Origin of the sequence: Halopiger djelfimassiliensis (assembly GCF_000455365.1) — an archaeon.
GTDB classification, from domain to species: domain Archaea; phylum Halobacteriota; class Halobacteria; order Halobacteriales; family Natrialbaceae; genus Halopiger_B; species Halopiger_B djelfimassiliensis.
Map to the genome: position 1 here is coordinate 431,507 of NZ_HG315685.1, position 15,664 is coordinate 447,170.

Below are 15,664 nucleotides of genomic sequence, written 5' to 3' on the forward strand. Positions count from 1 at the left end.
GATTCTTGGGCAAGATCACTGTGTATACGACTGTCTCGATTCAAATCAGTAGATCAATACCACGCTCGAGACCAGCCATTCCCAACTTTAGCGCGATATCGGGACTCTTATCGCGGGCTTTGTTTAGCAACTCTTGGAGTTTAGTCTCATCCGGGTCTTTGCTCTCTATCTCATCCTGATACTCCTGAATCACCTCTTTTAACTCCTCTTTGTCCGACTCACTCATCATCCGATTATCTACCTGTTTCAAGAGATTCTTGACAGTGACCGATTGGCTCACTGACTGCTGTTGTTGAATATTGATGGTAGTAAGGCTATCAGAAGAGACGGGTTCTTGGAAATCATCAGTATCAAGACCCAAGCTATCAGCTATTTCCAGTACATTCAGTTTAATTTCTTGCACGTCTTGAGGATGCGCACTACCATGCGGACCGCTTGTATCTACTGGCTCAATGGATTGTATTACAGTGTGTTCAGGATATTCTTCCTTATACTGATTGAGAAGCCCGTTGAACTTGCTAATTAGAGTTTTACCAACGTTCTTTTCATCATCGTCATCTTGCGCACGTTGGCACTCATCATAGATTCTTTTCAGAGTTTTAGCCAGGTACTCTTCGGTCATGATTTTCGAATTGATACGTGGATGGTAAAGTTCTACTGAATAACTACGAAGAGTTTGAGCGCGAGTTCTGAAGCAACTGGCGATCCGCTCTAAATAGCCATATCTGAAGACATCCCCAATAGCGGAATGAGCGCCTGCAAAAGCGATTTACGGGCGAATTGCATAATTCCTACAACGGCAATACGTCTACGGAAGGCAGTCACAAGGGACGGAATTGGAAGGGTGAATTGAGCATTGGATTGCCCTTCCTGTGGACGAAGTTTGTCGTTGGGAGGACGACATGAGTAATTCGAACGCGACGGATATAACCCTAACGCATAGAGAAGACAACAACTCTCGAAACAGTCTCCGGATTCCAGATGGATTTTCCCCTTTCGTTCGATACGCCGAAACAGGCGACAACGGGAAGCCCGATCAGTTCCACCGGCTCCATTCTATCCGTGAGCCAGTCCCGGCTGTCGCTGATTTCGTTTCGCCGGTCTACCTGCTCACCGACGAGCAAGTAGCGAAGCACGACGAATTAGTGTCCAAGAATGACCGATTCAACGTTCGAGACTACAAGAGTATAGCCACAAAGATTCAGACCGAGTGTGAGGACGACGGTCGCGTCTGTTATCCGGTCTTTGTCGAATCGGACGCCGACGTTGATTACTACGAAATGCGAGAGGGGCTGAAGCGCTTCGTCCGTAAGGTGCTTGAGGTAGATCCGACCGAGGCGAAGTGGTTCTTCTCGGGTGGGAGTTCGCTCCACGTTCATCTGCCGTATTATGTGAATGAGAACGCGATCGAACGGTTACGGCGGGAAACGAAGCAGTACAACAAGAACGCCACGGTGACGGTTGACGCCTCGAACTTCACGAAGAAGAGTCTCGTTCGACTTCCCGGTGCCAAACATCATGATACGGGTATCAGGAAGGCTCCTATCTCGCCCACCTCGTCGGACGAGAAGTTACAGGCCCGAATCGCTCAACTGGTTGGTGGTGACGCCACGGAAGGGGAAGAGGGAATCAGTTATTATGCGGGAACGTCCGAAATCGTCCGGTACAGCCTCTATGAAGAATTGGGACTTATAAAAGAAATCCCGACCCCAATCATCGAACAGCGGGACAAGCCGGTCGGCACAGGGAACGTCGAACTGTGGAAGCGGTACAATCGACACCCGTTCTGCCCCTACGCGAACGCGGGGAACCAGCGACGAAGCATTGTGGTCGCACAGATCAAGGGGACACCCTTCTGTCGGAAGACGACCGTCAACGGCATAGAGAGCGGACGCACCTACATCCCTACATTCATCTACGGAGCCGTGAGTGCCGACAGCGAGTACACAGTATGGCAAGAAAACGCGCCGGTACAACTGTCGAAGCAGGATCACAAGAAGTGGGACTACGAACAGGGAGATACTGTCGTTCTCCTTGGCGGGAATAGCACCAGTTCACGGATTATCGAACTCGAAGACACATTTGAGCGTGATTGGGTCGCGTCCCAACTCCTACCTGATATGGATTGGATTGACGACAGCACAGACGGGCGGAAAGAGGCACTAAACGCCCTCTGTGCCTTTGGCTACGAAGTCGGTTCAGCGGGCAAGAACGGCCCGAGACGAGAGAATAGTACGAACAGCCGAGACTTCCGCATAACCGATACCTATCGACTACAGAAACAGGCTGAACAGGACGGCGTCGAAACCTTGAGCCACGACAAGCGTCGAAAAGTTGCGAACCGTCTACTCTATATCCGGGGTTGGGACGGGGCCGACGAATGGTTTCAGGAACAGTATGGAGAACAGTACGACCGTGAGATTACGCACGAGCAACTGCGAAGTATAGCGAGCGAGTATAACGATCTTCCTTTGCCCCCTAAAGGAGAGTAGTAGTCAGTTATTATGCGGGAACGGTCATAGGGGGCCTGAAACAAGCAAATCCTATTCGGGAGTACTTAAAGAGAGTTCACCGCTTGAAGGAGTCAGCCTGATCCGCTAATAAGGCTAAAATCAAAGCGCCAAGGTATAACGGGTCAAAATTAGGTTGGGATATGGGACTCCGACCGACTCGTTCTGAAATCACCACCGGGGGTGTTTTCAGAGAACCCACCGGGGGTTTCCTTGTTCATTCCCTATATCGGGATGAAAGGGTAGAAGAAGAAAAAACTGAATTGACCGGCTCTTCCGATACCTTTCTCTCGCGCGAAGGGGGCGAAATGGAAGAAACCGGCTCTAAATCCCTCTAATGCCGTTTTAGATGGAGCGAGAACGCCATAGAAGGCCGCTACGGGCCTCTGGGGTCGGTAGCCGGTAGGGCCAGCCCCCATCCCCGTGATAGTATAGAGAACCCTGTGATCCCTGTCACCCATAGGGGGCCAGTGGGGTCCCCCTCGAGATGGGGGGACTGGTGGGGTGGGAGAAGCCGAGGTTTCGGGGTCTGGCCGGGGTAGGGATAAGGGTTATCGGAGGCGATCGAAGGGGACCACTCGAGTCGTTGGGTGGGTTCGAGCGGTGTCAAAATATGTGAGCGGTCACACTCTCCCCATGAGAGTCCGTTTCAACGGTAGCAGAGCCGACCGATTTTCACAGCGGCATGGAATGTGACGGCGTAAGTCTTCAAGGGTGAGAACAGTGGAATGCGCGACTGGAACGGATTGGTGGTGGTCGGCGGAAGGCCCGTATTTCCCTCGCGATATTGACCGAGATATTGAAATCGTCTTTTGCCCCGCTTTTATCCGATTTATACGTATAGAGCGTATCCACTCTCTCAAGATGTAGCCATCTACAAGGCCCACAGAATGTGTGATTACCTTTTGAGGACCTTCCGCGATTTACCAGTCGCCTTCGAAATCTACGTGGATACCACACTTTTTCGCCATTCGCTGGATTTCAGTTTTCTTTGCCCCTTTAGCCAATTTTGTGTCAAGATAGTAGCCATTTACCAACGGCTTATATTCTGGATCTGCCTGTTCCCGTTCAGGCACATCATTGATGATAGCTTTTGTTCGACCAGGAACCCACGGTAGCGGTTCTATTTTTGAAATAAGATTGTGGTGTGTAATAAGATAGTTGGTCGCATTTATCATCGTTTCATCCTGTTTATGACCACTGACTGCCGCAACTTCGGACTCGTTGTCAAGAAAAGTGACGACCCATCTTCCTGATTTGTCGAATGGTTCCTCTTCTTCGGATGACCGCTGAACTTTTGTAGAGGTCGCACCGCTATGCTGATCCTCTTCCTCCGGTTTCTGACGTGTATTCGAGGGGTTGTCAGAAGCAGATTGTGAGTTAAATGTCCTATCTTCATTACCTGAATCCTGCCTATCAGAATCAATCTCTGCCTCAATATCCTGTATCACACTGTCAACCATCTCTTTCGCCTGCATTTCTGCGATTGAGGAAATAGTCTCTGAAACATGGTCGGCCAACACGTTCGAGAGTTCGACTGCCAAGTCGTCCTTATCGGCTTCGAGGGTTCGTCGGGCTTCACGGAATTCATTAATTCGACCGAGGATTTTGCCGGACTCGCCCGACTCGATAGCGTCTTTCTCATAGGCCTTCAGAACGGCGAGACGGTTAGGAAGGTCTTCGAGGGGTACATCACCTACTTTCTGAACGTCCACGTTAGACGCGTCTACACGGCGCTGAAAGAAGCGGTACTGCTTCCCATTCGTGAGGATTCCATAGGTGACGTTCTTGTTCATCATATAGGACGAGAGTTGTTCGTTGTGTTTGGCAGTCAGAGCGGTGTCCGCCCCTTTTGCTTCGAGAAAGGCGACCGGCGTGCCTTCAAGAATGAGCGCATAATCGACCTTGTAGGTCTGCCCGAATGCTTCTACGGAATACTCGAGTTGCGTGTTCGTCGGAATCTCCCACTCGAGAAGGCCCAAAAAGTCACGGAGGACAGCGGCCTTCGTGTTGGCCTCGTCCATCTGCGGAGAAGAGTCGAGAACGGATTCAGACTGGTCTACGTAGTTCCGAATAGCGTCCCTATTCATCCTATGCTGTCACGACTTACCGACACTATATCAATCCCTGTGAACGAATACGAGTATCCTGTAAACTCGACTCTTACAGAACGTCGCCATGTATCAAAGACCAGAATCGGTGAGTAATGACTAACAGCGTCAAGAAGTAGTGCGCCATCAAGCTGTAGACAACTCCGCTCACGACAAATGCAACTCCCGAGCCAGCGGTACCTCCTATGCGAGATACTACGATTCCAAAGACAAGGCAGATTATGAGGACGACACCTGCTAAAATAGCATAAAGGGTGAACTCCTTCGTCTTTCGTACCGTTTTCTGTTCGTAGGGGTGACTACCGTCCTCGTCATACCTCATGAGCAAGATTATAGTGTTAATTGAAAACCCTGTTAGGACGCTCAAGACAGAAGCGGCGGCAGTGATAAAGCCTGACCATAGAACGACGTAGTTAGCGAGTACAAATCCGACAACTGCCGGGAAAGCGACGAAGATCGCGGCCAAGAAGATATAATCAAATGGATTCTTCAGACCTGTCTCTTGGCCAAGAGATGTGTAGTGGTCGCTGATAATACTCCCAATGTTCCCAAATATCATTTTTCGACGTTGGCTGTCCCGGTAACTGGTTCTACAATCTGCTGGTCCAAAATGTCGTTGGCTAAATCGTTTGCCTCACTGCGAAGAGAACGCGCAGTGATAAGACCAGAATTCGTGCGGAGTTCATCACTATCGAGGTCTTTCCGCATTGCCACTTCCTCGTTCAATAGCGAGAACGTTTCGGTCCTTCCGCCATCCTTCTGAATAGTCACGCTAAAGTCTTCCACACCATCGCTAACAATAGTCCCAAAGTGTTTATCTCGGTCCTTGAGGCGTGCCGCCTTTCGTTTCACCTTCTCGAAGCTTCCCCCTTGTTCCGGGCGTAGGACGATAGATCGAGTTCCGACTTCTTCGGTACTTAACCCCTTCAACAATTCCATCCGACTTTCATCGTCTCCCGGAATCTTCCGGACATTAATATCCAACTTGGCGATCCTATCTGCCTCTATCACTTTCTCAAGTACTTCTTCCGTAGAGACAGGCTCCATTTTCATCGTATAATCGGTTACTCCCGAGAGGCACGTTTCTTCAATATGCTTCTTCAACTTCCCCTTCACGCCGATCCGGTTAACTTGGTGAAGTATAATTAGGGCAGTCTGGCCATTATCGTATGGCTTGCCCTCGCGTGTGTGTGGGAGATAGATGAGGAAGTACAGCGGCATTTGTTCAGCTTCGTCCTCTCCCTTCAGATGGGTCATGTCGCCTGATTCAACATCACGGATTTCAGCCTCGTAACCGTGATAGCCAGTAGAGACAATACCTTCGATAATATTCCCTTCTCGATGATACTCTTCTATAACGAAGGTCTTGTCGTTGCTCGATGGTTCAAGGTTAGTTTCCTGTTTCTCGAAGAGGTTCTCCATCAAATCCAGAATGTGGTTTTCATCAAATGCTGGATCGTGAGCGCGCAGTTGAGTGAGATTATATCCGTTATCTGGATTTCTATGTTCGTATATCTCGAAGGAGTAAGGCACGAGTTTTTCCGAAGGCATTGCTCGACACCTCGGATCGAATTAACATAAAAGTAGATACTATCTGCTGTCTAAAGGTCGCCAATCAGACGAGCCTGTGCGACAGCCAGAGCCTTCTGTTCGTCCGTCTCTGCTACCGCAATCTCTATTGCCTCGTCCTCTTCGTCAGGTAGTCGAATATCGGGATTCTCGTCGGTCATATGGGAACCATCACTCTCAACGAATGAATCCCTTTCGTCGGTGGCAACCACATAGGGAGTCACGGTGGGCGAAGGTCACATCACCAGAAGCAGTCGAACGAGGCCAAATCAATCTTGAAAGTTAGGGAAACGGATTGGTCTTGGCTCGACATACACTGCTCCCACCCCACATTTTATAAAAGTACAGTTACTATAATATCATAAGAAGGGCCGAAGTGGGGCACTCTCCGGCAATACCTGCCCGAAAATAGGCCAGAGAGTGCTTGGGTAAAGCGCGTCCTTGGTAAGGACGAGAGCCCGGGTTCAAATCCCGGCCTAGGCTCTTTTCGATTTACGACTCAGCTATACGCGTTTTTCCACGGATATCACACGTAATTCACAGACATCGGAGTGATACGCACGAAACCGTCTAGGAGCACATCACGCCACGGTCACCGCGGAGTTTACAACCCTGTTGGCAGGCGGAGTGCTCGGTTCGATCGCTTCTCCGCACGAGTAGTTCAAGTAACGTAACCCCGAGGAAGACACGATGGAAGAGCCACGGGAAGGAGAAACGGTGACCTACGAACGGACGTTCATAGCCGAAGAGGGACAGCAGTTTGCGGACCTCTCCGGCGACGCGCAACCGCGACACACCGAGCCGAACGAGGATGGACGCGTGATGGTCCATGGACTTTTGACAGCGACGATACCCACGAAGTCGGGCGGCGACCGTGAAGTGATGGCTCCGAGAATGGGGTTCGAATTCCTCCAGTCCGTCTATACGGGCGAACGCGTCATCTGTTTCGCGACCGACGACAAGGTTGTAAAACGGGACGCCCGCTACGAAATCACGTGGGACGTCGTTTGTGAGAACGAAGCGGGCGAGGCGGTACTCAACGCAACGATCGACGGAATCAGCTGGAAGGACTTTTGAGCGGAGTCATCGTCGCTTCGCGTCACCCGTTCCTCGAGCCCTTTCGAACCGCTGCTCCGTGAGGGGCGCTCAACCGGAGTTCCGCTGTGGGTCGGTCCGGTTCTACGAACTGCAACCGCAAAAACCGGTCTCTTACGCGTCGATACCGCTAGTATCCGACGCCGAGTTGTGTGTGGACTGCCTCGTCGGTTTCGAGTTCGTCGGCGAACGCGACGGCGAAATCCGCCATCGAGATCTGGCTCTCGCCATCGTCGTCAACGACGAGTTGCCCGGCTGCGGTTCGGTACTCGCCGGTCCGCTCGCCCGGTTCGATCCGTGCCGGCGGCGCGAGATACGACCACCGGAGGTCGTCGACGTCGCGGATGATCTCGAGGGCGTCGATGTGCGCCTGCGCGAGCGCGACGAGTTCGTCCGGGAACTCGTCGGTCTCGATGAGTTTCGTGTCGGAGTCGACGGCCAGCCCGCCTGCGCCGCCGGTCCAGACGAACCGGTCGACGGGCGTCTCCCGAAGGCCGTCGATCAGGGCCGTTGCCATCTCCGAGAGGCGGTCGACGTCTTCGTCTTCCCCCGGGCCAAGGGCCGACGCGACTGCGTCGTGTCCTGCCGCGAGGGCGGCGATGCTGTCGGGGTCGGTCGCGTCCCCGGCGACAGCCTCGAAGCCGGGGTCGTCGATCCCTTCGACGTCCCCGTTCCGGGAGACGCCGGTCACGTCGTGACCGCGCTCGAGGAGTTCAGTTGCGATGCGCTGTCCGATTCGCCCGCTTGCTCCGAGTAAGAGTACGTTCATTGTGGTGGATGGTCTTGCTGGTCGTTTTCACGCGATACGCAGTTCGGTTCCGAATGCCAGATCATATTATCATACCTGGTATTGGATCGTGATCTTGATATAGTTCAGCGAACGTTGGAATGACCAGGTCACAGCGATGTCATCGCACTCGAACCTCGAATCGAAATACGGCGATTGCCCGGTGATCAAAACCCTCGAAGAAGTGGGATCTCGATGGCGGATGACAGTTATTCACGTCCTCCGGGAGGGCGACCTCCGGTTTAACGAACTCAAGCGTGCGACGGATGCGAACTCACAGACGCTTTCCCGCGTTCTCGACGATTTAGAGGAGAAAGAATACGTCAACCGTCGCGTCGAGGAGGGGAATCCAGTGGCCGTCTACTACTCGCTGACGCCGAAAGGCGAGGAACTGCTCGCCGCGTTCGATGAGATCCACGAGTGGGGAGAGAAGTGGATCGGTGACGGAACCGACGGGACGGGACAGACCAGTTGAGAGACAGTCTCGAGCGAGTGATCGAACGAACGTGAATCGTGTCCCCGATTCGATCACTGTTGGTGTGGCTCTCGATGGCGTCTCCCGCCGCCACAAGAATTATATCTGATTTCGAACTCTAAATATTCCCTACTATCTAGATAATTACGGTACTAGGACCAAAAGACTAATTTAGAAATTATTGGATTACTGTACTGTGGGGTTTCCCCACGCCACTCGACAATAGGGGGTCGAGTGACTCACTGCCGTCTCAGGGGCGACTGGCCACTCCGGGTTAGCGCCTGTTTCTGCTCCTGGACGGTTTTCCGATCGCGTGGGCTCGTCGTCCGTTTCTCGAGTACCCGTATCGAACGAGTTGTGCAAACGGAACCGCGCTATTCGGCGATGTGACTGGGTTTCAGTCGATGGGTCGTTCAGACCGTCACTAAAAAAGGAACTGTCGTGGGGCCGGCGAAAGCCGGTAGTTAGCGGTTAGTGCTGGCGACGGAGCGCGAGCATCGCGGCACCGAGGATGGCAGCGAGCGCGACAGCGGCACCGAAGCCGGGCGTTCCGTCTTCGTTCTCGTCTTCGCCGCCGTTTTCGTTGCCGTTCTCGTCGCCGTTCTCGTCACCGTTTTCGGCACCGTTTTCGTTGCCGTTCTCGTCACCGTTTTCGGCACCGTTTTCGTTGCCGTTCTCGTCACCGTTCTCTTCGCCGTTCTCCTCGCCGTTCTCGACGTTTTCGTCGCCGTTCTCGGCAGCGTCTTCGGAGAAGACGGCGTCGATGGAGTCGATGCTACTGCCGTACGCACGGAAGGTCGTCTCGGCAGTATCACCGTCGGACTGATCGCTGTAGTCGGCGGTCAGCGACCACGTTCCGTCGTCGGTGATTTCGACATCGTCGTGGGTGTCGAAGAACGCCGGCTCGACGTCGCTACCGGAGTCGAGTCGGAGGCTGGCGTCCGCACCGGGTGCGACGTTCGTCGTGCCGGTGATTTCGGCTTCTTCGGAGATCGGGACGACGACTTCGTCGTCCTCGTTGAGGTTGTCGAACGTGACCGCAGGCTCGACGATACTGTACGTCGTGGTGATCGTCTGGGTTTCGTCCGTACCGAAGTACGGGTACGCAACCTCAGTGTTGTCACCAGCGGCACCACCGTCGAACGGACCGTTGACGTCGAACTCGTAGCGGTCCTCGTCGTTGGTCTCGTATTCGAGCGTGACGTCGAACTCCTGGCCGGCTTCGACGTCGCCGTCGAAGGCGCTGGTCGAACTGGTGTCGACGACGACGTAGAACTCGCCGGCGTCGTTGTCGACGAGGATGTAGACGTCACCGTCGTCGGCACCGTTGAGATCGAGCGTCGTCGGGTCCTGATTGCCGACGGCGTCGTCGGCGGTGACCTCGAAGTTGATCCCTTCGCCCTCGTTGTTCTCGACGAGGTTGTACAGTGCGTCGGCTTCAGCGCCGTCGTCGACGATGCTGAAGTCGTTATCGGACTCGTAAGCGAGCGCACCGTAGAGACCGGTTGCCTCGGCTTTGATGACCAGACGGTCGTCTTCCGCGATGTCCGTCCGCTCGGTGATCTGCTCGTTGAGTTCGTCGAGCGTGTCGTCCTCGTCGGCGGAGTCCGACGGCGCGACGTAGGTCGTCACGCTACTGAGCTCGGGCTCGATGAGATCGAGCGTCGCCTGGTCGATCTCGTTGTTCGCTTCGGATTCACCGTCGGCGTTGACGATGAAGTTCCCGTCAGCTTCGGCGGTGAGGGTGTAGTCGGTCGGCTGGAGCGGGCGCGTCAGCTGTGCGCTTGCGTCCGATCCGATGCCGAGGTCGTCGACGTAGCTGTCGAAGCTGATGGTGTTCTCACCGGCGTCGTCGACTTCTTCGTCCCAGAAGACGACGTCCTTGTCGTCGTCGTACTGACCGGTGCTGTAGGCGACGGTACCGTGAATCGCGCTGTCGACGTTGTCGTCTTCGGAGTGGTAGACATCGTCGAGGGCCGCGTCGGTACCGAGCGTTCGCGTGTTGACCCAGAAGGTCGCTTCGCCGTCGTCGTTGTCGTCTTCGACGTAGATGACGTCGACGAAGCCGGCCTTCTCGTCACCGAACTGGACGTAGGCGTCGTCGGTGTCCTCGAGCTCGAGGGTGACCTCGACGAGGTCACCGGCGGTCTGGGTGTAGACGCCGCTGGAGAAGGATCCGTCGACGTTCGGCTCGGTCACTTCGATCTCGGCGGTCGATTCGGCGGCCGTGTCGACCGCTTCGAACTCGAGCGTGTAGCTACCTTCGTCGATATCGGTGAAGTCGATATCGTCCGCCGTGTCGGGGAGATCCTCGAGGAGGATCTTTTCGTCCCAGTTGTCCTCGGTGTCGGCGTACGTGCTGACGTGCGACTCGAAGTCACTCCCGGCGAAAAGCCCCGCGAGTTCGGTGTGATCGAGGTCGCCGTTCGCACTGACGTTCAGGTCGTAGGTACCGCGGTTGGAGTCGACATCGAGTTCGACGGTTTCGCCCGGCTCGTCATTGTTGACGGTTGCCGAGTCGAACTCGGTGGTGAGCGTCTGCACGCCGACTTCGAAGGTGTCCTCGACGGGCGGGTTCCGTTCGAAGTCGCCGCCGCGGACGAAGTAGTCGCCGCCCTCGAGATCGGTCGTGTCGATCGAGATCACGTTGTTGGACGTGTCGACGTCGTCACCGGCGAGGTCCTCGATGTGACTGCTGCTGGTGACGTTTCCGTCGGACGTGTCGGTGACTTCACGGAGCTGGTAGTCGGTGTCCGTGACGGACCCGGTCTCCGGGGTCGCACTCACCGTCTGCCCTTCGTAGGCGAACGAGGGGCTGTAGATGTTCGAGGTGACCTCGAAGTTAGCAGAGGCACCGCCCACGCTGTACGAGGCCGAACCCTCGCTTGCGCCGGAGGCGTCGACCTGCAGGTCGAGATCGACGTCGATGTCGCCGCCACCTTCGACGAGCGAACTCTCGTCGAACTGGACCTCAACGCTGCTGCCGACGACGTTAGCTTCGAGGCTGTCCGAGACGTCATCACCGCTCCCGTTGACAGCGCTGGAGATGCTAACGCTCTCGAACGTGAGACTCGCGGTCTCACTGAACGAGACGTTCGGCGTAGTAGATCCACTATCATCGAAGTCTGTACCGTTTACTGCTGTGAACGTCACTCCCTGGCTCTGGGAGCCAGCGGTGGTTTCCACGTTTTCGGCGTCTGCAGTACTGACTGCTGCCGCGCCGCCCGCAAACGCTGCGGACATCGCGACAACGGACAGTACCATCATCGCGGTCAGGAACACTGCACGTCCCTGTTCGCGATACGACGTTTCGCTTGTCATGTTATGTGTTGTCTGAGTTTCGTTGATTGGTTACTTAGCGCGCGATCAGTGAGGCGACCATCGGCGTCCGTCCGACAACTCCATCGCGTTCCGACACGGCCACTCCGGGTTAGGGGTGTTCGACATGTATTTCAATGTTGAGTATAAGTCTTCTGGCAATGTATTTCTCAAACATAATATCAGGATAGCCAATATATGGTCTGTTACGGCTATAATACGGTGTTCTAGATATAATAGTTTATATTCTGATTACTAGATGTATGTGGGATTTATATATTTCTGATATTATATCGATCGTCGTCTCAGAGGCAAAATAGTCGGTTACTGGCCCCTGTTCGATTAGTACGATGCATATTGTGTGGGAAATAAGCCGCTCTCGTCCACCACGTCGTCGGTTTCGTCACGATCTCCACGACTGCCGCTGTCGCTATCGGTCGACCAGCGGTCCGCTCTCGAGAAGCGAATCGATGGATCGCGACACGGGACGGTCGACCTTGGGCTCGATGCTTGGGCTCCCGCTAGTCGTTCGAGCAAGTGGTCCGGAGAACTCGCTACTGACGGATCCCCCTTCGTCCGTTTAGCTCCGCCTCTACGGCCGTGTTCGGACGTTCCGTTGTGACTGCCGTTGCTCTCCGAGAGCGGCGTCTAATAAAAAAGCGTGTCTCAAGAGCCGGCGAAAGCCGGTAGTTAGCGGTTAGTGCTGGCGACGGAGCGCGAGCATCGCGGCACCGAGGATGGCAGCGAGCGCGACAGCGACGCCGAAGCCGGGCGTTCCGTCGTCGCCCTCGTCTTCGCCGCCGTTTTCGTCGCCGTTCTCGTCACCGTTTTCGGCACCGTTCTCGTCACCGTTTTCGTCGCCGTTCTCGTCACCGTTCTCGACGCCGTTCTCGTCACCGTTTTCGTCGCCGTTCTCGTCACCGTTCTCGACGCCGTTCTCGTCACCGTTCTCGGAGACGTCTTCGGCGAAGACGGTGTCGATGGAGTCGACGGTGCTACCGTAGGCGCGGAAGGCCGTTTCGGCCGTGTCGCCTTCGGACTGGTCGCTGTAATCGGCAGTGACCGTCCACTCACCGTCGTCCTCGATCTCGACGTCATCGTAGGTGTCGAAGAACGCCGGCTCGACGTCGCTACCGGAGTCGAGTCGGAGGCTGGCGTCCGCACCGGGTGCGACGTTCGTCGTGCCGGTGATCTCGGCGTCCTCGGAGTTTGCGACGACGAGTTCGTCGTCCTCGTTGAGGTTGTCGAACGTGACCGCGGGTTCGACGACCGAGAAGTCCTTGGTCACGGATTCGGTCGAGTCAGCCTCGAAGTACGGGTAGGCTGCCTCGCCGGTGTTCTCGGCACCATCGCTGTTGAAGTGATAGCGCTCGTCCTCGTGGGTCTCGTACTCGAGTTCGGCGGTGAACTCGTGGTCGGGCTCGAGGCTACCGTCCCAGGCGCTGCTCGAACTGGTGTCGACGACGACGTAGAGGCCGCCCTCGTCGTTGTCGACGAAGACGTAGACGTCGCCGTCGTCAGCGCCGTCGAGGTTGAGGCTGGTCGGGTCCTGGTTGCCGACGGCGTCGTCGGCGGTGACCTCGAAGTTGATACCTTCGCCTTCCCAGGCACCATCGTTGACGAGCGTGTCGAGCGATTCGGCGCTAGTGCCGTCGGTGAGGAGGTCGTGACCGTCACCGGAGGCGGCTGCCAGAGCGCCGATGAAGCCGCTCGCTTCCGCTTCGATGACCAGACGGTCCTCTTCGGCGATCTCGGTGCGCTCGGTCAGCGTCACGTCGTCACCGAGGAGTTCGTCGAGTTCGTCCTCGTCGGCGGAGTCCGACGGAGCGACGTGCGTCTTGATCGATTCGACGCGTGGCTCGTTCAGGTTGACCGTGGCCTGATCGATCTCGTTAGCGACTTCGGATTCGCCGTCGCTGTTGACGATGAAGTCACCGTCAGCGTCGGCCGTCAGCGTGTATTCCGTCGGCTGGAGCGGCCGGGCGAGCTGGTATTCGTTGTTCTGCCAGTCGTCGGCGTCGTTGATGAGGCCGAGCTCTTCGAGGTAGTCGGCGAAGTCAGCGCCGCCGTTGACGAGTTCTTCGCCGACTTCTTCGTCCCAGAAGTTGGCCTCGAAGTCGTCTCCGTGGACGAGGCTCTGAACCTTGTCGTCCTCGGTGTAGTACACGTTCTCGGTGCTGCTCGCGAAGTTCTCGTCACCGAGGGTACGAGTGTTGATCCAGAAGGTCACCTCGTCGTTTTCGTCGTCGTCCTCGACGTGGAGAATGTCGACGAATTTGGCGTCCTCGTCACCGAACTGGATGTACGCGTCGTCGGTGTCATCCATCTCGAGGGAGACCTCGAGGTAATCACCGGCGGTCTGGGTGTAGACGCCCTCGGAGAAAGCACCGTCGACGTCGAGTTCCGTAACCTCGATCTCGGCGGTTGCTTCGGCGTCCGTGTCAGTCGCATCGAACTCGAGCGTGTACGTGCCCGCGTCGATGTCACTGAAGTTCAGGTCGTCGGTTGCGTCGGTAACGTCGTTGAGCGTGATCTCGTCGTCGTCGGCGTCGACGTCGATACCGTTGTCGAAGTCGGTGCCCTCGAAGATGCGCTCGAGTTCGGACGCTTCGAGGTCGCCGTCGGCGCTGACGGTCAGGTCGTAGGTACCACGGTTGGAGTCGAGTTCGAACTCGACTTCCGAGTTCCGCTCGTTGTTAACCGAGTCCTCGTCGAACTCGGCGCTGAGCGTCTGCAGACCGACTTCGAAGGTGTTGGACGAAGCGGGGTTGTGGCCACCGAACTCGTCACCGCTGCTCCGGACGAAGAAGTCGTCCTCTTGGAAGCCGGACGTGTCGATGACGAACGCTTTGTCCGCGTCAGCGGCTTCCGGATCGACCAGGTCAGCCTCGGTCAGGTCCTCGATGTGCTTGCTGTCGGTAACCTTACTGTCGGAGGTGTCCGTGACGCGGCGGACCTGATAGTCCTTGCTAGCCGTGTCGATCTCGCCCGCGTCCGGCTGAGCGATGACCTCCTCGCCCTGGTAGGCGAAGGTAGTCGAGTAGTTACCGCTGAAAGCAGGAGTGAGGTCGATGTTCACCTCGTCCCCGGGGCTGGCGGTCGCCGGGTCCGGGGACGCAGTGAACGCGTCCTCCTCGACGGTAAGGTCGTACGTCTCGCTCTCGTCCAGGCCGGAGAACGTGTGTTCGCCGTCCTCAACGGTGGCTGAATCGGAGAAGTCCGTACCTTGTGCTTCGATGTGAACTGTAGCATCCATGGTGAGATTACCGTCGTTGAGCGTGACGGTAATCTCGTCGCTGGCTGCCGCCGCCGCACCGCCCGCAAACGCTGCGGACGTCGCGACAACGGACAGCACCATCATCGCGGTCAGGAACACTGCACGTCCCTTTTCACGATATGACGGGTTGTCTGTCATAGTATATGTTGTCTGTTTCGGTTAGGGTTGATTAGCGTGCGATCGGCGGAGGCGACCATCGGCGTCCGTCCAACTATTCCGTCGCGTTCCGACACGACCACTCCGGGTTAGGGGTATTCGAGGAGTCTTTCTCATCATCTAATAAGTCTTGTGGAATTGAATGTGCTGGTATAATTATTACCGAATGCGGACGATAATCCGACGCTAAGGCCAGTATTAGCGCTACCTATTCGTGTTCGTCAATAAACAGTAACGGCGACTAAGAAAAATTTATGCAATAATTGTATGATTATTGTACTTTGCCGCCATCGATGTCAATTCTCGAATGCTTCGATCTGACACATCTTCTGTCAGCGCACTCGGTTACACGGAAGCGGCTGCAAG

At 55.6% G+C, this 15,664-nt stretch carries 11 protein-coding genes and 1 tRNA gene; 4 read left to right on the top strand and 8 right to left on the bottom strand.

All coding sequences use genetic code 11. From position 1 onward, the window contains the following. Window positions 1-40 precede the first annotated feature (40 nt). Window positions 41-622 carry a hypothetical protein gene (locus TX80_RS18955; RefSeq protein WP_154658605.1) on the bottom strand — a complete coding sequence of 194 codons (582 nt, stop codon included), beginning with the start codon at window positions 620-622 and terminating at the stop codon, window positions 41-43. A 280-nt stretch (window positions 623-902) separates the two neighbouring features. On the opposite strand from TX80_RS18955, the gene TX80_RS07985 reads away from it, so the two are divergent. After that, the gene (locus tag TX80_RS07985; RefSeq protein WP_049922589.1) at window positions 903-2,492 is read left to right on the top strand and encodes a hypothetical protein; all 1,590 of its coding nucleotides are present in this window, start codon (window positions 903-905) and stop codon (window positions 2,490-2,492) included. Window positions 2,493-3,433: 941 nt separating this feature from the next. Here TX80_RS07985 and TX80_RS07990 read toward each other — a convergent pair. From TX80_RS07990 to TX80_RS19960, 4 genes are all read right to left on the bottom strand, one after another. Continuing rightward, a complete protein-coding gene (locus tag TX80_RS07990) occupies window positions 3,434-4,534 on the bottom strand; it encodes a type I restriction enzyme HsdR N-terminal domain-containing protein (RefSeq protein ID WP_230198694.1) in 1,101 nt (366 codons plus the stop codon). Between the two features lie 139 nt (window positions 4,535-4,673). After that, window positions 4,674-5,180, bottom strand: a complete 507-nt coding sequence (locus TX80_RS07995; protein ID WP_049922591.1) for a hypothetical protein — start codon at window positions 5,178-5,180, stop codon at window positions 4,674-4,676. Continuing rightward, entirely contained in the window at window positions 5,177-6,172 is a 996-nt protein-coding gene (locus tag TX80_RS08000; protein WP_154658606.1) for a hypothetical protein, read from the bottom strand. The genes TX80_RS07995 and TX80_RS08000 overlap by 4 nt, the downstream gene beginning before the upstream one ends. 50 nt (window positions 6,173-6,222) lie before the next feature. Further along, window positions 6,223-6,351: a hypothetical protein gene (locus TX80_RS19960; protein WP_268258136.1), complete on the bottom strand. Its 129-nt coding sequence runs from the start codon at window positions 6,349-6,351 to the stop codon at window positions 6,223-6,225. A 256-nt stretch (window positions 6,352-6,607) separates the two neighbouring features. Between TX80_RS19960 and TX80_RS08005 the strand changes: the two genes are divergently transcribed. Together TX80_RS08005 and TX80_RS08010 are read left to right on the top strand one after the other, a co-directional pair. After that, a tRNA-Thr gene (locus TX80_RS08005) sits at window positions 6,608-6,676 on the top strand. A gap of 204 nt (window positions 6,677-6,880) precedes the next feature. Continuing rightward, window positions 6,881-7,267 carry a MaoC family dehydratase gene (locus TX80_RS08010; protein WP_049922593.1) on the top strand — a complete coding sequence of 129 codons (387 nt, stop codon included), beginning with the start codon at window positions 6,881-6,883 and terminating at the stop codon, window positions 7,265-7,267. A 148-nt stretch (window positions 7,268-7,415) separates the two neighbouring features. Here the strand turns inward: TX80_RS08010 and TX80_RS08015 are convergent, their stop codons facing one another. Further along, the gene (locus TX80_RS08015; protein WP_049922594.1) at window positions 7,416-8,054 is read right to left on the bottom strand and encodes an NAD(P)-dependent oxidoreductase; all 639 of its coding nucleotides are present in this window, start codon (window positions 8,052-8,054) and stop codon (window positions 7,416-7,418) included. Between the two features lie 136 nt (window positions 8,055-8,190). Here TX80_RS08015 and TX80_RS08020 point away from each other — a divergent pair, with 136 nt between their 5' ends. Next, window positions 8,191-8,547, top strand: a complete 357-nt coding sequence (locus TX80_RS08020; protein ID WP_049922595.1) for a winged helix-turn-helix transcriptional regulator — start codon at window positions 8,191-8,193, stop codon at window positions 8,545-8,547. Between the two features lie 471 nt (window positions 8,548-9,018). On the opposite strand, the gene TX80_RS08025 is transcribed toward TX80_RS08020, so the two are convergent. Both TX80_RS08025 and TX80_RS08030 read right to left on the bottom strand, forming a co-directional pair. Continuing rightward, a complete protein-coding gene (locus tag TX80_RS08025) occupies window positions 9,019-11,868 on the bottom strand; it encodes a BGTF surface domain-containing protein (protein WP_049922596.1) in 2,850 nt (949 codons plus the stop codon). Window positions 11,869-12,562: 694 nt separating this feature from the next. Beyond that, on the bottom strand, window positions 12,563-15,280 hold the full coding sequence (locus TX80_RS08030; protein ID WP_081661508.1) for a BGTF surface domain-containing protein: 2,718 nt from the start codon (window positions 15,278-15,280) through the stop codon (window positions 12,563-12,565). Window positions 15,281-15,664 lie beyond the last annotated feature (384 nt).